General features: G+C 56.2%; 18 protein-coding genes. 10 read left to right on the top strand and 8 right to left on the bottom strand.

From position 1 onward, the window contains the following. Positions 1–92 precede the first annotated feature (92 nt). From ACR2TX_RS24495 to ACR2TX_RS24480, 4 genes are all read left to right on the top strand, one after another. Entirely contained in the window at positions 93–344 is a 252-nt protein-coding gene (locus ACR2TX_RS24495; protein ID WP_434130911.1) for a DUF4258 domain-containing protein, read from the top strand. Further along, positions 341–559: a DUF2283 domain-containing protein gene (locus ACR2TX_RS24490; protein ID WP_434130909.1), complete on the top strand. Its 219-nt coding sequence runs from the start codon at positions 341–343 to the stop codon at positions 557–559. The genes ACR2TX_RS24495 and ACR2TX_RS24490 overlap by 4 nt, the downstream gene beginning before the upstream one ends. Positions 560–628: 69 nt before the next feature. After that, positions 629–2,110: an N-6 DNA methylase gene (locus ACR2TX_RS24485; protein WP_434130907.1), complete on the top strand. Its 1,482-nt coding sequence runs from the start codon at positions 629–631 to the stop codon at positions 2,108–2,110. 21 nt (positions 2,111–2,131) lie between these two features. After that, positions 2,132–3,850, top strand: a complete 1,719-nt coding sequence (locus ACR2TX_RS24480) for a caspase family protein (protein ID WP_434130905.1) — start codon at positions 2,132–2,134, stop codon at positions 3,848–3,850. Positions 3,851–4,250: 400 nt separating this feature from the next. Here the strand turns inward: ACR2TX_RS24480 and ACR2TX_RS24475 are convergent, their stop codons facing one another. The 3 genes from ACR2TX_RS24475 to ACR2TX_RS24465 form a co-directional block, all read right to left on the bottom strand. After that, positions 4,251–5,267, bottom strand: coding sequence for a hypothetical protein (locus ACR2TX_RS24475; protein ID WP_077729311.1), 1,017 nt, complete (start codon positions 5,265–5,267; stop codon positions 4,251–4,253). A 526-nt stretch (positions 5,268–5,793) separates the two neighbouring features. Beyond that, a complete protein-coding gene (locus ACR2TX_RS24470) occupies positions 5,794–6,531 on the bottom strand; it encodes an ABC transporter ATP-binding protein (RefSeq protein ID WP_077729312.1) in 738 nt (245 codons plus the stop codon). After that, entirely contained in the window at positions 6,528–7,271 is a 744-nt protein-coding gene (locus ACR2TX_RS24465) for an ABC transporter permease (protein WP_077729313.1), read from the bottom strand. The genes ACR2TX_RS24470 and ACR2TX_RS24465 overlap by 4 nt, the downstream gene beginning before the upstream one ends. Positions 7,272–7,410: 139 nt before the next feature. On the opposite strand from ACR2TX_RS24465, the gene ACR2TX_RS24460 reads away from it, so the two are divergent. The 5 genes from ACR2TX_RS24460 to ACR2TX_RS24440 are packed head-to-tail and all read left to right on the top strand — an operon-like array spanning position 7,411 to position 13,366. Next, complete coding sequence (locus ACR2TX_RS24460; RefSeq protein ID WP_077729315.1) at positions 7,411–8,994, top strand: thymidine phosphorylase family protein; 1,584 nt, start codon at positions 7,411–7,413, stop codon at positions 8,992–8,994. Positions 8,995–8,996: 2 nt separating this feature from the next. Further along, on the top strand, positions 8,997–9,890 hold the full coding sequence (locus tag ACR2TX_RS24455) for a ribose-phosphate diphosphokinase (RefSeq protein WP_077729317.1): 894 nt from the start codon (positions 8,997–8,999) through the stop codon (positions 9,888–9,890). Between the two features lie 6 nt (positions 9,891–9,896). Next, positions 9,897–11,420 (top strand): ATP-binding protein, encoded by a 1,524-nt coding sequence (locus ACR2TX_RS24450; RefSeq protein ID WP_086133114.1) that lies wholly within the window; start codon positions 9,897–9,899, stop codon positions 11,418–11,420. Between the two features lie 7 nt (positions 11,421–11,427). Further along, positions 11,428–12,000 carry a hypothetical protein gene (locus tag ACR2TX_RS24445; RefSeq protein ID WP_077729321.1) on the top strand — a complete coding sequence of 191 codons (573 nt, stop codon included), beginning with the start codon at positions 11,428–11,430 and terminating at the stop codon, positions 11,998–12,000. Positions 12,001–12,004: 4 nt separating this feature from the next. Continuing rightward, positions 12,005–13,366: a sigma 54-interacting transcriptional regulator gene (locus tag ACR2TX_RS24440; protein WP_077729322.1), complete on the top strand. Its 1,362-nt coding sequence runs from the start codon at positions 12,005–12,007 to the stop codon at positions 13,364–13,366. A gap of 214 nt (positions 13,367–13,580) precedes the next feature. Here ACR2TX_RS24440 and ACR2TX_RS24435 read toward each other — a convergent pair whose 3' ends face one another. The 4 genes from ACR2TX_RS24435 to ACR2TX_RS24420 form a co-directional block, all read right to left on the bottom strand. After that, positions 13,581–14,432, bottom strand: a complete 852-nt coding sequence (locus tag ACR2TX_RS24435) for a universal stress protein (protein ID WP_077729323.1) — start codon at positions 14,430–14,432, stop codon at positions 13,581–13,583. A 14-nt stretch (positions 14,433–14,446) separates the two neighbouring features. Beyond that, positions 14,447–15,925 carry a SulP family inorganic anion transporter gene (locus ACR2TX_RS24430; protein WP_156880651.1) on the bottom strand — a complete coding sequence of 493 codons (1,479 nt, stop codon included), beginning with the start codon at positions 15,923–15,925 and terminating at the stop codon, positions 14,447–14,449. A 657-nt stretch (positions 15,926–16,582) separates the two neighbouring features. Continuing rightward, complete coding sequence (locus ACR2TX_RS24425) at positions 16,583–17,152, bottom strand: nicotinamidase (RefSeq protein WP_434130901.1); 570 nt, start codon at positions 17,150–17,152, stop codon at positions 16,583–16,585. A 56-nt stretch (positions 17,153–17,208) separates the two neighbouring features. After that, complete coding sequence (locus ACR2TX_RS24420) at positions 17,209–17,760, bottom strand: macro domain-containing protein (RefSeq protein WP_086133117.1); 552 nt, start codon at positions 17,758–17,760, stop codon at positions 17,209–17,211. 377 nt (positions 17,761–18,137) lie between these two features. On the opposite strand from ACR2TX_RS24420, the gene cysZ reads away from it, so the two are divergent. Then, positions 18,138–18,908, top strand: a complete 771-nt coding sequence (gene cysZ / locus ACR2TX_RS24415; RefSeq protein ID WP_086133118.1) for a sulfate transporter CysZ — start codon at positions 18,138–18,140, stop codon at positions 18,906–18,908. Here cysZ and mtaB read toward each other — a convergent pair. Next, entirely contained in the window at positions 18,851–20,170 is a 1,320-nt protein-coding gene (gene mtaB / locus ACR2TX_RS24410; protein WP_434130898.1) for a tRNA (N(6)-L-threonylcarbamoyladenosine(37)-C(2))-methylthiotransferase MtaB, read from the bottom strand. The two genes, cysZ and mtaB, sit on opposite strands and share 58 nt — an antisense overlap. Position 20,171: the final 1 nt, after the last annotated feature.

The raw sequence follows: 20,171 nt of genomic DNA, 5'->3' as shown, positions 1-20,171 counted from the left end.
GCCCTCGTTGAATCCAAGAGTCTGGAACCGTACAGCGGTAAAAGCCATCGATTCACGGAAAAATCAGGGACTGTGGGTAGAGGCGTTGCACGATGCAGCTTGAATTTACCCGGCACGCGCGAGACGCCATGGAGAAACGTGCGATCCACGAAGATTGGGTGAGGCGCGTTGCGGAGCATCCGCGACGGATGGAACCCGACCGGCTGGATGAGGACCTGGAGCACCGTCTGGCGGAGATTCCCGAACATGGCGGGCGCGTTCTCCGAGTGGTGCTCAACGTGGCTGTTTTACCGATCCGGGTAGTCACTGTCTATTTCGACCGAAACATGAAAGGCAAGCTATGAAACTGACCATAGACCGAGAGGCCGATGCACTGTATCTGAGCCTCAACGAGATCACGGCGGTAGAGTCCGAGGAGGTTGCTCCGGGAATCGTTGTGGATTACGACGCGGAAAACCGAGTGGTGGGCATCGAAATGCTGCACCTGTCCAAGCGGGCGCCCGGCGCCGATACGCGGCGCTTGTTGTTCGAGACCATCGAGGCCGAAACCCACGTCTAAGTCCGCGATCCGATGCTGCGGATTTCCTGGCTCCGGTTCTGAAACCCGCGAAAGTACCTTTTTAACTCGATGAATACGTCCTCTTTGCTTCAGAAAGTCTGGAACTTCTGCCACACCCTGCGCGACGACGGCCTGGGCTACGGCGACTATCTGGAACAACTCACTTTCCTGCTGTTTCTGAAAATGGCCGATGAATACGTCACCGGCGTTCACCAGGCGAAGAAATCTGCCATTCCCGAAGGGCTGGACTGGGCGAGTCTGCGTAACCGCAGCGGGATGGAACTGGAAGAGCAATACCTGCGCATTCTGCATGAACTCGGCCGGCAATCCGGCATGTTGGGCGCCATCTTTTTCAAGGCGCAGAACAAGATTCAGGACCCCGCCAAGCTTTACCGGCTGATTCAGTTGATCGACGCGGAAAGCTGGCTGGAGATGGGCACGGACGTAAAAGGTGATCTGTACGAAGGCTTGCTGCAAAAGAACGCTGAAGACACCAAGAGCGGCGCCGGCCAATATTTCACGCCGCGCCCATTGATCCGGGCCATGGTGGAGTGCGTCAGGCCCTTGCCGATGAAGACCATCGCGGACCCGGCATGCGGCACCGGAGGTTTTTTTCTGGCGGCTTACGACTGGCTTACCAAGTTTCGTGGCGAACCGCTGAACAATCGAGAGCAGAAGTTTCTGCGATTCAACACTTTCCATGGCTGGGAGATCGTGCCCAATACCCGGCGCCTGTGCCTGATGAACCTGGTGCTGCACAACATCGGCAGTATGGAGGCAGAACCGACGATCAGGCGCGACGATGCCTTACTTTCCGCGCCGGGCGAACTGTTCGATTACGTGCTGGCGAACCCGCCCTTCGGCAAGAAAAGCAGCATGACCTTTACCACCGACGCAGGGGAAGACGATCGCGAATCCCTGGTTTATCAGCGACAGGACTTTTGGGAAACCACTTCGAACAAGCAGCTTAACTTCCTGCAACACATCCGCACCATGCTCAAACCGGGCGGACAGGCCGCCGTGGTGCTGCCGGACAATGTGCTTTTCGAAGGCGGCGCGGGCGAAAAAATCCGCCGCAAGCTTCTGGAGAAATGCGACGTGCATACCATTCTGCGGTTGCCCACGGGCATTTTTTACGCCAACGGGGTGAAGGCCAATGTTGTTTTCTTTGACAACCATGCCGACGACGGCACGGTCCGTACTTCGGGCACCTGGTTTTATGATCTTCGTACAAATCAGCATTTCACCCTGAAGACTCGGCCGATGAAGTACGAGGACCTTCAGGATTTCATCCGGTGTTATAACCCCGAGAATCGTTATCAGCGCGAGATATCCGAACGCTTTCGTTTTTTTTCAGTGGAAGAGTTGCTTTCGCGGGATAAAGCAAGCTTGGACGTGTTTTGGCTGAAGGACAAAAGCTTGGATTCGTTGGAGAACCTGCCCGAGCCGGAAATTTTGGCTCAGGAAATCGTCGAACATCTGGAAGCGGCCTTGGAAAACTTCCGAGCCGTGGCGGGGGGACTAGCCCGCAATTCTCACGAAATTTCGTGACGTTATGCGGATTAATAGACCATGGAAAGAAGAGCGTTAATTATAGGTATTTCGGACTATGAGGGTGCTCCCCTAAATAATCCAGTAAATGACGCACGGTTAGTTACAGAGATTCTGCAGTCGCGTGGGTTTCGGTGTATGACGCTTGAAAATGCCAGCGGTGCGGATATAGAAAACGCCCTCGAAGATTTCACTAAGCAAATTGACCAACAAAGATGCTTCACCCTCATTTTTTTTGCGGGGCATGGCATCGAAAAGAATGGAGCTGGGTACGTTCTTCCTCGCGATTTCCCTCTACCAATAGCTACTGGACGTCTGAGGCACTACGGTATCCCTATTACAAGGCTGCTGTCTGCAGTTAAAGCTAATAGCGGACCAAAATTACTGATCATAGATGCATGCCGTAGCAGTGTAGACAAATCAATCCGGCTGGATTGGAATGCGATCGCGCCTGAGTTAGATGAAATGCGCTCCGAGGAGTCCTCCTATAATGATCTCCTTATCGCTTACTCCACGAGTGCAGGCGAGAAAGCACTTGATGGTAAGGGGCAACATAGCCTTTTCTGTGAGCACTTCTGCAACTCAGTAATACAGCATGGCTTATCTGTGGAGGATGCGATTAAGCAAGTCGGTAAGATGGTTATGCAAGATAGTAGACAGGGGCAACGCCCCTGGTATTACTCAAGTCTAAACACATCGCTCAAATTCTCTGATTTACCAAAGTGCCTGCTAATGCAGAATTTTACTGTGCCCGAAAGCATTGGCGTGCGAGGATCAGCGTTAGATGTATCTAACTCAGCGGCTTTTATATGCAGCTCCAGTTCACTCGTCTATTACTTTACTTCTTATGTGCAAAAGCCTTTTTACACTCATCACCAAGAAATCGCGGGGATAGCTGCAATATCTGATGAGTGTATAGCAGTATTGGACAAAGACTCGAACTTTCACTTGATTGATCAAGGAAGGCTAATCAGCGAAAACGCGAGCGGAAAGGCGGATTGCCGAGATCCTTTTGGTATACGTGTATCTCCAAACAAGTCTATGTTCGCTGTGTATGGGATTAATTCCTTTGCAGTTCTCTCAAGTAGCGGTAAATGCCTATACCGTGAAGGACCTCACCATCATACGTCTTATTATTGTGCGCAATTTATCAATGATGATAGGGTGTGGTTTGGAGGGAGCGGGGGGCAGATCGTCGAAATTCAGAATCTTCAAACGAAACCGAGATTAATTCGATTGGGCACATCCATTACCCACCATCTTTATAGTATGACTCTGCTTGGAGACGGTGCTCAAGTGGCTTGTGTTTACGGAAGTGGGAAGGTCGAAATTCGTGACTCGTCTAATAGGAATTTACCAAAGGAAATATCTCTTAATGACTATGTACAAACACCCTCTGCACGTCGTGCCTCGCTCGTCAATGTAGCTCCGGATGAAATTATCCACAAGTTCCTATTTGACCCTATGTTACTTAGGGACGATGAATGGGATATATTGTCACGAAATCTAATGGAAAATGACCTGCTTTTCTGTGCGTGCTCAAAAAAACTGCCAATCCTCGCTGTTGGTAGCAGTGAAGGTTTAGTCTATTTAATTGATACACGTGACGGTCAAGTCTTTCAAACCCTGGATACGAGTGCTGGGCAAGGGAAATCTATAAATGGTATTCAATTTATCGAGTCTGACACTTTAGTTGTTTTAACTGGTGATTCATCTGTCAATTTTTACAAGCTCGCATAGGTGGTGACCTTATAACGAAATGTTTCCAAACACCAAACGGTGGCAGAGTGCATGGCTCTGTAGTCAATGTTCCTTGCTTAAGGAGCGAGCAGGCCTAAGAATATGGGGGTACCTACGGGGGCATAAATTCGAATCACTTTTTTTTCGCAGAGATATATCAATGAGATATGAGCCAATTAGACGGCATCTCCCCCAATTGAAAGATTGAAAGACCGGAGAAGTTCGGCAAAATTCGAGGAACCCGCGAGTTGCAAGGCTTGGCGGGTTTTTTGTTGTCCGGAGACGTTCGGCAGGGAACGCTTGAACCAAGACTAATTGTTATGCGATGCCGTCAGAGATCCCGTATTTGGCTGGATTGGAAAATCCGAGCATAAGCGCGGTGTCGATTCTGCGTGCTCCGTTACCCGGACACTCCCCCCAAATTCGCCAGTGAAGCACCTAAGGAGCCGCCGATAAACGGTGCCAACATAGCGATTACCTGGGGTAATTGACGCATGGGTTCTCGCGATATACCGAAAGTCTGGAGATAACTCCACAGCTCCGGATGTTCGGATGTGGGAAAGTTTCGATTGAACTCGCGCTTGGCGCGCGCGTATAAGGCCAAAGTGCAGGGGATATACAAGGCGATGACCATCAGGGAAAAGACCGCACCCCAGTACATGCTCAAAGTCAGCGACCAACTGACGAATTCCTCGGTCAGTTTTCCCTGCCCCAAGAAGACCACCGGCCACCGCAGCCAGGCGAGCATATGCAAGACGCCGATCAACAGCATCGCAGAACCCAAATTGACCGCGTTTTTTAGGTGGCTAAAACGCGCTTCGATAAAATGCAGGACTTCATCCGGAGGCAGTTCCTCGAACGGAGCCATCGAACTGCTTCCGGCCAGAATGATCGCGAAAGGCACCACGGTCGCGATCAGATTGACCACGCTTACCAGTCCGAGAATAACTGCGAGCTGCAAGGGGGAAAAATAGCCTGACGCTTCGAGTACCCCGTAGGTCAGTCGAAAAATCGCGGTCACACCGTTTTCGCGGAGAGCACCGAAAACGAAGTAGGCGACGGACAGGATTCCGAGGAGACCTATGATTGCACCGAAATACCTGAAGCATTGACGACTCAGGTTGAGGCGAATCGTATGAATGCTGACGATCATCACGGCTACTGCAATGGCGTAATAGACAATAACAGCCGTCAGCCACACCGTTCGTGCGCGCAGCTCGGACAATTCCATAACGATGCTGCGGTCGAACGCTGAAATCTGATGGGCCAACTTGCCGGGGATCGTCGACAGTCCGAACCCGCCCAATTCGAATACTACGATAGCCGTCAGCAAAACCCCGACCGGGGCAAAGGCGAAAAGAAGACATCCGAACTCCTGCTTCGTCGCAGCATCGGGAAGAAAAAAACGCTTTCTCATGGCTTTGTCCCCCAGCCGATGTCCTTCTCCGCCAGGAACGCACCGGGTAATGACGGTCGTGGCAGAACGACGATCGTTTAGATGTGAAATTTACATTGTACGAGTCTGTCAGGCGGTCGATTCCTTCGCCCACGGTCGGTCGCCGCAAATAGCCCCGACCCGCCGACCATGACGTGTAGCCTATTTCGGGAAGCTCGGATAGAGCGACGCCGAATTCAGGGAGCTTGCCGCCCTACGCGTCCAGCATTCCAATATATTTCAGCCGGTTGATTTCCGCAGATGATGGGAGATTTTCGACAAACGGTCCAGGGGGCGGTCTCTACCTGATCCGAGTGTTTGAGCTCTTGGTCTATTACTCGAAAAGTCGCTATTTCGGTGCTGCACGGTTTCCATTAGCTAGTCCGTTTGCCGACCCGTTAACGTCGGGAAAGGATTCCCGACCTACAATAGCCTAAGGCGCTATACCACATCGGAAAATGCACTAGCGTGGCACGTGTGCCGCCATGGGCAGTATCTACAAGAGCGGTTAAAGCAGCTCCCGAATGACCGGATAATCCGAGTAAAGCCGCTGGCGAAAGGTTTCGATCGCGGCCTCGCTTCGCTCCGTGCGCGGGATGTTTACCGGAATGTCGCCAATCACCGAAGCCGGACGCGACGACAGGAATATCAGCCGATCCGCCAGTTCGATCGCTTCGCGCAAGTCGTGGGTAACGAACAGGACCGTGTGCGGACGCTCTTGCCAGAGGGCTACGACCAGTTCGCGGACACGGCGGGCCGTGGGCGGATCGAGCGATACGAACGGTTCGTCCATGAGCAAGAGATCCGGATTGACGGCGAAGGCCCGCACCAGGGCCACACGGCGGCTCATGCCCAGCGAGAGCCGTTCCGGGTATACATCCTGCGCGTTGGCGAGTCCGACTACGTCGAAAAGATGATCGATATAGGCGGGATCGGCCTCTTTGGGAAGAGCCAGCTCGATGTTTTCCCGCACCGTCCGCCACGGAATGAGGCGCGGATTTTGAAAGACATAACCGATGTGCGGTTTTCCGGTTTCGGTTCCGATTCGGACCGTGCCTTCATAATCCCGGTCCAGTCCGGCTGCTATATTTAGTAGCGTAGTTTTGCCGCAGCCCGATGGGCCGACGAGACAGGCGAATTCGCCGGATCCGAGTATGATGGACAGATCCTGGAGTATAGCGGGTGCTCCCGTTTCTCCTTTGGGCCGATAGGTTTTTCTGACTATCTCGATTTGAATCGCGGTCATCGGCGCCACCGTTGGGCATGGCGATCGAGAGGCTTGAGGAGGCCGATCTCGATCAGTTGAATGACGACGACGAAGGCGATGGTGTAGGCGAGGATGGCGGAGACGTTGAACATCTGGAAGAACAGGTGCAGTTGAAAACCCATGCCGTTGCTGCGTCCGAGCAATTCCACGACCAGAATGATCTTCCAAATCAGTGCGAGCCCGGTCCGCGAGGCGGCGATGAAGAACGGGTACAACTGCGGCCAGACGATGTGGCGCAGCGTTTTGTATCGGCCGAACCGATACGCTTCGGCCATTTCCAGGAGATCCCGGTCCAGCGTCCGTGCGCCTTCCCGCACGGTCACGACAACATTGGGCAGCTTATTGATAACCACGGCGGCAATGGCGGCGCTCTCGACCAGCCCGAACCAGACGTAACACAGGATGATGATCACCAGAGCCGGAATGTTCAGAAAAAACACGAGCCAACTGTCGAAAAAACGGTCCAGTTTTTCGTGCCGGCCCAGCAGTATACCCAAGGCAGTCCCCATACTCATGGCCAAGACGAAACTGACGGCCAGCCGCGCCAGCGTCACGCCGAGATGGTAGGGCAGCGCTCCGGAGCGGACTTCGGACAGAAGCACTTCGGATACCTCCAAGGGAGACGGCAACAGCGGCGTTCCAAAGGCGATTGCCGCGGCCTGCCAAAAGGCGACCAGCGCCGCGATCGAGGTTATCGGGTAGAAAAAAGCGGCGCGCATGTCGGAAATAGCGGCAAATGGACGTGAGAAACGACTGATTACAAATGACGTGTTATTTTAAGGGTTCGGCGGTGTCAGTGGTAAACAATCCGCCTTCTTGGAGGAAAATTAGAGTTTTTTCGAAAACGATTGCGGAACCATGACCGAAACAACATCCGATTCCGAAGTATCCGATCTCCGCAACGATCACATCAGCTATCGGCTCAAGCTGCGCCGCATCGCCATCGATACCTACCGGGAAAATGTCGCCTATCTCCACCGGGAGTGTTCGGTTTACCGTGCGGAAGGCTTCCAGGCGCTCGCCAAGATCGTGGTCTATTGCAACAACGAGCGAATCGAAGCCGTACTGAATGTGGTGGACGACGACCAGATCGTCAATCCCGACGAACTCGGCCTTTCCGAGCAAGCCTTCAGTCAACTGTGCGCGGAGGAGGGGCACGACGTTCGGGTCGCGCAGGCGGAACCGCCCGCATCCATGGATGCGGTTCGCCGCAAGATCGGCGGAGAGCGGCTGAGTTACGACGATTACATTTCCATCACGCGCGACATCGCGAATCGCCGTTATTCGAAAATGGAGATGGCGGCCTTTCTGGTCGCGACCGGACAAAACGGACTGGATCGGGACGAAGTGCTTCTTTTGACCAAGGCCATGCTGTCGACCGGGAGCAGGATCGACTGGAACGAGCCTTTGGTCGCCGATAAGCATTGCATCGGCGGCATTCCCGGCAACCGGACATCCATGCTGGTCGTGCCCATCGTGGCGGCACACGGCACCCTGATCCCGAAAACCTCGAGCCGTGCCATTACATCGCCGGCCGGTACGGCGGATACCATGGAGGTCTTGACGCGAGTCGATCTCTTGCCGGAGACCTTGGACAAGTTGGTTCGAATCGAGCGAGGCTGCCTGGTCTGGGGCGGAACGACGCGCCTGGCGCCTGTGGACGACATGCTGATTTCGGTTGAGCGCCCGCTGGGCATCGATTCGCAAGGCCAGATGGTGGCTTCGATTTTGTCCAAGAAGCTCGCGGCCGGCGCGACGCATCTGTTGCTGGATATCCCGGTCGGGCCGACAGCCAAAGTTCGGCACATGCGCGATGCGATGCAATTGCGAAAACTTTTCGAGTACGTCGGCGACCGCTTGGGACTTTATTTGGAGGTCATGATCACCGACGGCCGGCAACCGGTCGGCCACGGTATCGGGCCGGTTCTGGAGGTGCGCGACGTGATGCAGGTGCTGGAGAACGACCCGCGTGCTCCGACCGATTTAAGGGAAAAGTCCCTGCGATTGGCCGGGCGTATTATCGAATTCGACCCGGATGTGCGCGGCGGTCAGGGATATGCCATCGCTCGGGAAATTTTGGAGTCGGGGCGAGCCTTGGAAAAGATGAACCGTATTGTTGTGGCACAAGGTGTGCAAGAACAAAAATTCGAGCTGGGCAAGCTAACGTATGAAGTCTGCGCCGAACGCGCGGGGTCGGTGACTCATATCGACAACTTTTTTCTCGCTCGTATCGCGCGACTGGCCGGAGCGCCGATGTCGAAAGGGGCTGGCGTCGACGTGCTGAAGAAGCTGGGAGACAAGGTGGAAAAAGGCGAAGCGCTGTACCGGATTCATGCCGAGTTTCCGTCGAATTACGATTTCGCTTGCGATTTCGTCCGTCAGCGTACGGGGTACGAGTTGGGCGAGTTCGATAAAATACCTAAAGGTTACGTGGAATTTTGACCATGATTTTAGGATTCTCCGATTCTCGCGTTCAGGCCATGGCAGTGGTGGAGGCTCTGGATGCCCGATACGGCGAGGTCGGCATCCACCGTTTTCCGGACGGGGAAAGCAAGGTGACCTTGCCGGAGATAAAGGACGAGCATGTCGTCGTATTTCGCAGTCTCCAGGATCCCAACGACAAATTGGTCGAGCTGCTCCTGGTCGCTCGCGCTCTGCGGAACCAAGGCGTCAACAGACTGTCTTTGATAGCGCCCTATTTATGTTATATGCGGCAGGATTGTGCCTTTCAACCGGGTGAGATCGTCAGTCAAAAAATAATCGGGGAGTTTCTTGCCGGCTTGTTTGATGATGTCGTGACCGTCGATCCTCATTTGCACCGTATCAGCCGGCTCGAAGAGGCGGTTCCGGCGAGAAATCCGATTGTCGTACCGGCGGCTCCGCTGTTCGCGCGTTATCTCGCGAACCGGTCAGACAAGCCGTTGCTGGTGGGGCCGGATGCCGAATCGGAACAATGGGTAAGCGCCATCGCGAAAGGCTGCGGGCTTCCTTTTGTCGTCGCTTTCAAGCAACGTTTCGGTGACAGGGCAGTGTCGGTCGAGACGACTGATTTTCAGGTGAGGGGGCGAAGCGTAGTCCTGGTTGACGACGTGGCCAGCACCGGCACGACCTTGACCGAAGCCGTTGCCAAGCTGCGCGCACTGGGGGCCGAGAACGTCGATGTGCTGGTGACGCACCCGTTATTCGTCGAGAATGCCGTCGATAAGCTGCGACGTAGCGGTGTTTCCGAGATCGGCAGCAGCGACAGTATTCTTCACTCCACGAATGTCGTGTTTTTGGCCCCGATCCTGGCGGAAACCTTAAGAAACGCACTCGACTACAATCGGAATTCCAGCTAAGACTCCATGCTGATCTTCTTTAATATTCTGCGAAGGATATCGCTCAGGAAGCTGATTCTTGTCGGTTTTACGATGGCGATACTGCCCTTGGTGCTCGCCTTGGTGTTCGCTGTCACGGCGGTCAAGGAATTGGCGGTTTCCTCTCAAAAAACGGCTTATCGGGTGGCTCAAATCAGCCAAAAAAAGGAGTTGTTGCGCGAGAGGCTCACCGATTTCGAGCGCAAGGCCAAGCGGTACTTGATTTTAGAAGACGCGGAGAGCCGCGTCGCTCTCGAAACGGTTCACCGTGACCTCGGCGAGGTAATCAGCAATTTGTTGAGCTTGACCGAAGAGCCGGCGTTGGTCGCCCAGCTCCAGCGGTTTTCGGTAGAAGAGGGAGGCATCTTTCAGCATGTTTCGAACATGGCGATCGAGCCGACGGCAAAGCCCGAAAAAGTCGACACCCGCCGTTCCGGCGCGACGCGCGAGCAGCGTGACCGGCCTAGAAAGGCGCGCATGGAAAAGACAGATGAAATGTTTTCGACGCTCAATCTGAAGGCCAAGGAACTCGCTCGCGGTTTCTCGGGGATCGTGGATTCCGAGGTCGACAATCTGGAGAGCAGGTCCTCCGCGGTTCAGCGCCGGATGTTGCAGGAGTCGTCGGTTCTGCTGCCTATTTCGGTGGTCTTAATTTCGTTTGTTACGTTTTTCATCATCCGCTCGGTGCGCCAGATGGACCATGCGATACGCAAGCTCGGGGCCGGCGATTTCATTCGGCCGATCCAGGTGACCGGACCCAAGGATTTGGAATACCTGGGCGAACGGCTGGATTGGCTGCGCAGCCGGCTGCGAGGTCTCGAGGAGGCGAAACAGCAATTCATCCGCCATGTGTCCCACGAGATCAAGACTCCGTTGGCGACCATCCACGAAGGCACCGAACTGTTGGCGGACGAAGTGGTCGGGGAACTCAATACCGAGCAAAGAGAGATCGCGCAGATCGTGGTCAGCAATACGCAAAAGCTGGATACCTTGATCGCCGAGTTGATCAATTACAGCCAAGTCAACGCTCGTCCGGGAGCCATGCTTCGGGAAACGGTCAATATGGCGAGGCTCGTCTCAGAATTGATCGACGATTACCAGATTCGCTTGCGCACCAAATCCATCGAGCTGACCGAGCAGTTGCGGCCGGTCGAACTCGACGGCAACCCGGATCAATTGCGTACCGTTGTTGATAACCTGCTGTCAAATGCAGTTAAATACTCGCCCGTCGGCGGCGAGATCTGCGTGACGCTCCGCCAAAACGGCGGCCATATGGAGTTGGAAGTAGAAGATGACGGCCCGGGCATAGAGCCCGACGAGCGTAAACACGTTTTCGAGCCGTTCTTTCAGGGAAAAGCTGCCCGAGAGGACGGCATCGCGGGGACGGGCATGGGATTGGCTATTGTCAGCGAATGCGTTTCCGGTCATCATGGCAAGGTCGAAGCCTTGGAGCCCCGCCCGAACAAAAAAGGCGCCCGTATTCGGGTGCAAATACCTTTACGGCTAGATTAAGCGATACATGAAATTCCCCTCCCGCGCTACAGCTCTGATCGTGCTGTTTGCTATCACGGGTTGCGCAGGATTCAGAAGCAAGGAGAGTGCTGATACTGCACCCAAAGCGTCCGAGCAGAAATACGCCAGCTATGCGTTCGAGGATCTCCTCAGTTTTGCCGCCGAGATTGCCCGCCTGCCTCCGGCCGAGCGGCTATCCGAATGTCAGCAACTGTTGCAGCGTTACCAGGCCGATCGCAGCTTAGGCGTACGTCTGCATTTTTTCTTTGCCCAGGCGGCGACCGAGGCCTGTGGCGACATCAGGAATGCCTCCGTGATCGTGGACGCCTCTTTGGCCGAACTTCAGGACGAACGGCTTAAAGCCTTGTTGATTTATCAGAAAGAAATTTTGAGCCGTCTCGACAACGAAATCGAGCGGCGAAAACACTCGGAGCGTCAGGTCTCTCACACCGTATCGAAAGAAAAGAAAGTGCACCGGCGGCTGAAAACGCAAGAGAGCGAGCTGAAAGAGCTTCAAGAGAAGCTGGATGCGCTCAAAGCTATCGAGCAGCGTTTAGACGAGCCAGACAGCGGACAATAATCCTATGAACACTGCACGTAAACGTGTCCTATTGGTGGACGATGATCCGGATCTGTTGCGCCTGGTGGCCCTGCGTCTCACCTCAGCGGGATTTGAACTGGAAACCGTGAACAGCGGACCGGCGGCCATTTCGAGGGTCTCCGTGTTTCGCCCCCATGTCGTCGTGACGGATCTGCGTATGGAGGGCATGGACGGCCTGGCGTTGTTCGACTTTCTCCATGAGCAATATCCGACGCTGCCCTTCATCATCATGACGGCCCACGGCACGATCAGCGATGCCGTCAGCGCGACCAAGCGGGGCGTGTTCGGCTTCGTGTCCAAACCTGTGGACAAGAACGAACTGGTCAAGCTGGTCAACCAGGCCATGCGGATCGGACTGACCAGCGGCGTCACGGTGGATCAGGACGCTTGGAGACAACACATCGTCACACAGAGCCCTCTCATGGAGGAGTTGCTGAGCCAGGCCAATCGCGTCGCACAGAGCAAGGCGAGCATATTTATCGGCGGCGAGAGCGGCACTGGCAAGGAGTTGCTCGCGCGCGCGATTCACGAGGCCAGTACGCGGGCGGACGGGCCGTTCGTGGCGGTCAATTGCAGCGCGATTCCGGAAAATCTCTTCGAATCCGAACTTTTCGGGCATCGCAGGGGCGCGTTCACAGGCGCCACCCGCGATCACAAAGGGCTCTTCCGTGCCGCGGACGGCGGCACTCTGTTTCTGGACGAAATCGGCGACATGCCCAAGTCTTTTCAGGCCAAGCTGTTGCGCGCGCTCCAGGAGATGAAGGTGCGCCCGGTGGGCGCCACCGATGACGAGCCGGTCGACGTGCGCATCATTTCCGCAACTCACGCGGATTTGGATAAGGCCATGGCGGAAGGGAACTTCCGCGAAGACCTTTATTACCGGCTCAATGTCGTCACCTTGATGCTTCCGCCCCTATCCAAGCGGCCCGAGGATATTCCTTTGTTGGCGATGCATTTCCTGAGGGATCTCGCGGAAACCTACGGCAATCGGGTCAAGGGATTTTCGCCGGAGGCCATGGAATGTTTCGTGAATTTCGAATGGCCCGGAAACGTGCGGCAACTCCGTAACGTCGTGGAGCAGTGCGTCGCGCTGTCCTCGACGCCACTCATCCCGGTGACGCTGGTGCAACGGGCGTTGCGGGACGAACCGGCGTCGTTCCTGTCCCTGCAGGAAGCCAGGGAACAGTTCGAGCGAAACTATCTGATCCGGCTGTTGCAGATGACCAACGGCAACGTAACTCAAGCCGCCAAGCTGGCCAAGCGCAACCGGACCGAGTTCTACCGCTTGCTCAGCCGGTACGGCATGAATCCGTCGTTGTTCAAGAGTTCCGACGTAGCGCCTTAGGGCAGTAGGATGGGTAGAGCGATAGCGAAACCCATCGATCGCGAACCGGCAGGGCAAGCAGGCAGGCCGGAAAGGTCTGCCCCGGGTCGCCCGAGAAGCGGAAGCTTCTTCGTGCGGGTTCCCAAACAGGAGTTTGCGAACGAGAAAAAAACTAAGAAAAAATAGCCTTATTTTTCTTCCTGCCGGTTCCATCGCTTACCTTTTCGATTTTTCGTTATCGCAGCACCAGCACGGGAAGCGAGGCATTGGTGAGCATGCTCGTCGTCGTGCTGCCCACCAGGAACTCGCGTATCCTGGAGTGGCCGTAGGCGCCCATGATCAACAGGTCGATGCCATGCTCTTGCCGGTACCGCTCGGAAACGTTGATGACGTCGCCCTCGCGGATTTCGGCCGTCACGTCCAAGCCGGCCCGCGCCAATGTGGCTCTGGCCCAGTCGAGGTGCTCACGCAGACCGGCACCGTCTTTGCCGGCCATCAGAATGTGACAGGAAAGCCCTCTGAATAGCGGGCTGTTGGCAACCATCTCTATGCCTTTGCGCGTGGTCGCGCTGCCGTCGAAAGCGAACATGACCCGTTCGGGCTCCCGGAATTGATGGGGCGTTACCAGAATGGGTCTGTGCATCGTTCTGATCACCGTTTCCAGGTGGCTGCCGATATGACGATTGGTGCCGTTGGTGCTTTCGCCCTGCTTGCCCATCACCAATAAGCGTATATCCTCCTCGAGTTCCAGAAGCGTATCCACCAGGCTGCCGTGGCGTTGAACGCAGGATGGCGACTCGACGCCGTCGGCCACCGCACGCTCTTTTGCCGCCGCCAGCATCAACCGGCCCTGTTCGCGTGCGAGTTTCCCGCGTTTTTCATCCAGAGCCGTCAGTTCTTCCAATAAGGATTCGCGGCTGCCCAACCCGATATTGCCGCTCAGATTGCCGTCCACCGGGTACTGCGACTTGTCCAGCACATGAATGAAAGTCAGCCGAGCCCGAAGGCGCCGACTGGCCCAGGCCGCATAGTCGCAGACCGCCGTAGCCGCCCTGGACCCATCGATACATGCCATTACCTTAGTCATACTGAAACCTTTCCTCAGTGAGCCATCAATTTTTCCACGGCTTCCGGTTTATCGTGCACCGCGAACCGATCCACGATGGTCGCGCTGGCTTCGTTCAAACCGACGATCTCGACCTCGATGCCCTCGCGCCGGAACTTGATGACGACTTTATCCAGCGCGCTCACCGACGTGATGTCCCAGAAGTGGGCGCGAGTCAAATCGATCACGACTTTATCAATATCCTCCTTGAAATCGAAGGCTGCGGTGAACTTGCCGGCGGAGGTGAAAAACACTTGGCCGACCACGAGATAAGTCCGTATCGAACCGTCATCGCTGGACTTCGAACGGACTTCGAGAAACTGACCGACCTTGTTCGCAAAAAACAATGAGGCCAGCAATACGCCGACGAAAACGCCGAGAGCGAGATTATGGGTCGCGACCACCACCGCGACGGTCGTGATCATGACGATATTGGTGCTCAAGGGGTATTTGCTCAGATTGCGAATGGAGTCCCAACTGAAGGTTCCGATGGAAACCATGATCATCACGGCAACGAGCGCCGCCATCGGGATGCGCGATACCCAGGGCCCTAAGAATACGACCATGATCAACAGGAAAACGCCTGCCGTCAGGGTAGATAGTCGCGTCCGCCCGCCGGACTTCACATTGATCACAGACTGGCCGATCATCGCGCAGCCCGCCATGCCGCCGAACAGGCCCGCCGCGATATTGGCGATGCCCTGGCCCTTGCACTCCCGATTCTTGTCGCTGGGCGAATCGGTGAGATCGTCGACGATGGTGGCCGTCATCATCGACTCCAATAGCCCGACGATGGCCATGGTGATGGCATAGGGGAAAACGATTCCAAGGGTTTCGACATTCAGCGGCAGATCGGGCCACAGGAACACCGGCAGACTGTCGGGCAGTTGCCCCATGTCGCCCACGGTACGGATATCCAGGTCAAACCCTATGGCGATTGCGGTCAGAACCACGATGCAAACGAGCGGCGACGGAACGGCTCTAGTCAGGGACGGAAACAGATAAATGATGGCCAAACCGCCGGCGGTCATCGCATAGACATGCCAGCTCACGCCGGTGAGTTCGGGTAGTTGCGCCATGAAGATGAGAATGGCCAAGGCGTTGACGAACCCCGTCACCACCGACCGCGACACGAACCGCATGAGGTCGCCCAGTCTGAGATAACCGGCAATGATTTGCAGAATGCCGGTCAGAATAGTGGCGGCGAAGAGGTATTCCAGCCCATGCTCTTTGACCAGCGTAATCATGAGCAGCGCCATGGCGCCGGTGGCTGCGGAGATCATGCCTGGACGGCCGCCCGCGAAGGCGGTAACGACGGCGATGCAAAACGACGCGTACAGGCCGACCTTGGGGTCGACCCCCGCGATGATCGAGAACGCGATCGCTTCTGGAATCAGCGCCAACGCCACCACGGTACCCGATAGCAGATCGCTGCGAATATTGGAAAACCAGTCTTGTCGAACGGACATTAGCATTTGACGCTCCAATCAAATAAAAACAACGAAGATAGTTATCGCGACGAACTCAACGATCTGAAGAATGCCGACTAACGGCAACGGCGAAATTGAAGATCTTTCCGTTGATCGTCCCGCCAACGGTGCAGTTCGTCCGATATCCGACGCCTGGCTGCTTCTTGCGTCCGGGCTTTCTTTATCAATCAGGCCCGTAAATACCCTCCCGGTATTTCGGGCCGCAGCCCAGGCCGGTAACACGCTTAGGCCGAGCTTACGCAGCTTGTCGCCGCGCTAAGGAAACCCTGCCCCGGATTAACCCGGCCTAATTTATAAGCCTGGTTAATAAACCGAGACAGACTTGATCAGGTTCCGCCCAAGCGTGGTTCTCGACAGCAAAATAGCCGGCGTCCGTCATTCAGGGCATCTGACGGCAAATTCGAAAAAGCTGGGTAGGAAGGGCGGATGTCCTGCCGAGTAGGACAGGGCAGGCGACGCTATGGCGGAGTTGGAGAGGTGTGGTAAGGCATCGGACAGATCAATTGTCGCTTCGCTTTTGTTTACGTTTGGTTGACAATTTAGTGGGTTGTGTCAGGCTTGTCCACGAAATGAATTGTTTCTGTGGAACAATATAACTTCACAGTAGTCGCGAAGCGGGCAGTCCTGTGCTGCAACCGCGAGTCAGGAGGCAACGCCGGCGCCCGCATCCTGCATTTCCCGTCGGGCTTTCTCTCCGCCTTGAGGCGTGACCGGACGGGTGGCATCCCGGATCACCATGACCTCGAAGCCCTCCGTGCGTGCGTCCAGCACCGTGGCCAGCACGCAGACATCCTCCGCGAGACCGCCTATCCAGAGGCGCCTGATGCCTGCTTTGCGCAAATGTCGGGCAAGTCCGGTCTGGTCGAAGGCGGAATTTTGATCCTGGTCGAAGCGCACGCCCTTGGTCACGACGATGGCCGAATCGGGCAGTCTCAGCTCCGGATGAAAGCGGGCGCCCTCGCTGTCCTGGATGCAGTGAGGCGGCCACGGGCCGCCGCTTTCTTGGAAGCTGACATGCCCTACGGGGTGCCAGTCACGCGAGGCGTAGACCGGAACGTTTGCTTTAGTGGCGGCCTCAATCCAACGGTTGAGTACAGGCACCACCGCATCGCCGTTTTCGACAGGCAACGCCCCGCCCGCACAAAAATCGTTCTGCACATCGACCACGATCAAGGCGTCGCCGGGTGCAAATAGGCTGTCGATATTCGTCATTCTCGTTCACCTTTCATCTCGACGCTAAATCACCCATAAAAGGTGTCGACTTGAGATCACGTTTTGGACTCGTGTTCCGAAACGGTCTCGAGGATTCTGGCGTGCAACTGCAGGTCTTTCGCGTGGAACAGGACGAAGCGTATGTGTTCGACCGACGAGAGCTTCGTTGCTTCGTCGAAAATAGTCCTAAAGGCAATATGTGCCGCCGCTTCCATCGGATAGCCGAACGCGCCGGCTGAGAGAGCCGGGAAGGCGACGGACCGGATGTTGTTCTGCTCGGCCAGGTGAAGCGCGTTGCGGTAGCAGGCGGCGAGCAGTTCGCCAGCGGGTTCGTCAACCCCGTAGACCGGCCCAAGGCAATGGATCACGTAACGGTTGGGCAGGTTATGAGCGCCGGTGATGACCGCCTGACCGGGACGAATCGGGGCGAACTGCCGGCATTCCTCTTCGAGTCCGGGCCCTGCGGCCCGGTGGATCGCGCCGGCTACGCCCCCACCCGTGCGCAGCGCGGCATTGGCCGCGTTGACGATAGCCTCCATGTCGGGCTGATCGGCGATGTTCCCCTGTATGCATTCGATCGTTACGTCGTGGATAATTCGTTTGGTCATCGATGTCACTCCCTCATTCGCGCTGTTGGTGACGACAACTTTGCCACGTGACCGGACCGTAAATCGCAATAATTCGCTCAGGTTTGACCTTTACTGCGGTCCTCGTGAACGCGAAATCTCGACCAGGAGACAGAACGGTGGCGGACTGGTTCCCAAGCTTGGAGCTTGGGCGCCAGCGGTAAGTTCGTCTTGAATCGTCAGTCGCGTGCCTTATGGCCAAGCGGCCTTCAGAGCCGTAGGATAATGGCATGGACTCGTCTCCTCGGAAAAAGTCTCGTATCAAAGCGGAAAACAAGACTACGCGGTCGAGCCTGTGGAGAACTCCCTGAAATCGACAGTCAGAAATGAGCTGTTCCTAATCCGGATTTAACCCATTCATGAATTACCCAGTAAACACCGAGAAACTCAATAACCTGCATCTTTCCGCCGCCTGTCTCCTGCGCGGATTACGCTTGCTCTCGACGCCCGGTCTGCGCCACCTGGTAGGAATTCCGCTGCTGATCAACCTGGTGCTCTACGGAATCGCCCTGGTCGGCGGGATTTATTATTTTTCGGCTTTCATAGACTGGCTGGTGCCGGCCTGGCTGGATTTTCTGCGCTGGCTGCTGTGGCCTCTGTTCGGACTGAGTTTTCTGCTCATCGTGTATTTCACGTTCACGATGCTGGCCAATCTGATCGGGGCGCCGTTCTACGGACGTTTGGCGGAAAAGACGGTCGTCTTGCTGAAAGGGCAGCCGGCGCTGGTGTCGGAAGCCTCCTTGGGTAAAGCGCTGGTGAGTGATTCGTTGTCGGAGGCGAAGCGGTTGCTATATTTTCTGACCCGCGCCGTTCCGTTGCTCGTCCTTTTTCTGATTCCGGGCCTCAACCTCATCGCACCGTTCCTTTGGCTGGCGTTCAGCGCCTGGTTCCTGGCGCTCGAATACATGGCCTATCCGCTCGAGGTCCATGGCTACAGGTTCGACGAGCAGCGCCGCATCGCGAAGAAACTGCCGTTCGGTGTATTCAGCTTCGGCGGCCTGGTCACGCTGGGTCTGACCATACCGGTGCTGAACGTGCTGATCCCGCCGGCGGCGGTGATCGGCGCCACGCTTTATTTCTTGGAAGGACAGATCAGGGATCGGCCGGATGCCGGTTCGGCCAAGAGATAATCGCCCGAATCGGCGACAGCCCTCAGTCGGGCACTGGTGATGCGGTTCGCCAAGGATTGTTCTGCTTCGGCTCGGGCCGCCACGCGCAGATAATTCGGCGTATAACCGAAAACCTCGGGGACGTCGTCCGACGCCGCTTTCTCGGTTTCCCAGAGAACCGGAAATTCGCGCCCCAGGAATCGCTCGAAGTTTGCCCGCTTCAGCCTTTCCGAAAGCTCGTGCAGCGCGCGGCTTCGGGCCTTCTTGAGCTCGGCCGGGACATGGCCCGGCATTTCGGCGGCCTTGGTGCCGGAGCGGGGCGAGTAGGCGAAGATATGGATGTGGCCGAACTCGATCGACTCGATAAACGCGAGGCTCTCTTGCCATTCCGCTTCGGTTTCGCCGGGAAACCCGACGATCACGTCGGTGGTGATATTGATGTCCGGAACGTCCTTCCGCAATCGGCCTACCAGCCGGGCGAAATCGGCCGTTTTGCAGCGACGGGCCATGCGTTTCAGTACCGAATCGGCCCCGCTTTGCAGCGGCAGATGCAGGTGCGGCATGAATCTCGGATTCTCGAAAAGTTCGCTGAAGGAATCCGGCAAATCCCAGGGTTCCAGGGAGCCCAGGCGCAGGCGCGGGATGTCGGTGCGTTCGAGTACGGCGCGAATTAGCCGATCGAGCCCGTAGCCGAGGTCGCTGCCGTATCCTCCTAGATGAACGCCGGTGAGCACCGCCTCCTGGACGCCTTGGGCGTGCAGGTCGTCGATCTCGGCGACGATGTCGTCTATGCTCCGGCTCCGCTCCTCGCCGCGCGCGACGGTGACGATGCAGAACGTGCAGCGGTAACGGCAGCCGTCCTGAACCTTGACAAAAGCGCGTTGCCGGCCGAGCCGGAATAAGGCCGATTCGCCGGGATCGGTCGAAAACGCCGGCATGACCGGCAGGTCGAGCTCGTCCTTGGCGATATCGATCAGGTTCGCCTTGTTCTCGTTGGCGATCACCAGATCGACGCCCAGGCCTTCCGCTTCCTCCCGGTTCAGCGTGGCGTAGCATCCGCTCAGGACCAGCTTCGCTTTTGGATTTTCCCGCGCCGCGCGGCGTATCAGATGCCGGGATTTGCGCACGGCCTCCTGGGTGACCGCACAGGAATTGAGCACGACGAGATCGGCTTCCTCGGAGTCGTCGACGATGCGATGCCCCTCACGCTGGAGCTGCCGCGCCCAGGTTTCGAGTTCCGCCTCGTTGAGGCGGCAGCCCAAGGCTTTCAAATTAACGCGCATT

Origin of the sequence: Methylocaldum sp. GT1BB (genome assembly GCF_051027545.1) — a bacterium.
In the GTDB taxonomy this organism is placed as follows: domain Bacteria; phylum Pseudomonadota; class Gammaproteobacteria; order Methylococcales; family Methylococcaceae; genus Methylocaldum.
Note: the sequence above shows the minus strand (reverse complement) of the source record. Positions and strands in the feature narration are given on the sequence as shown.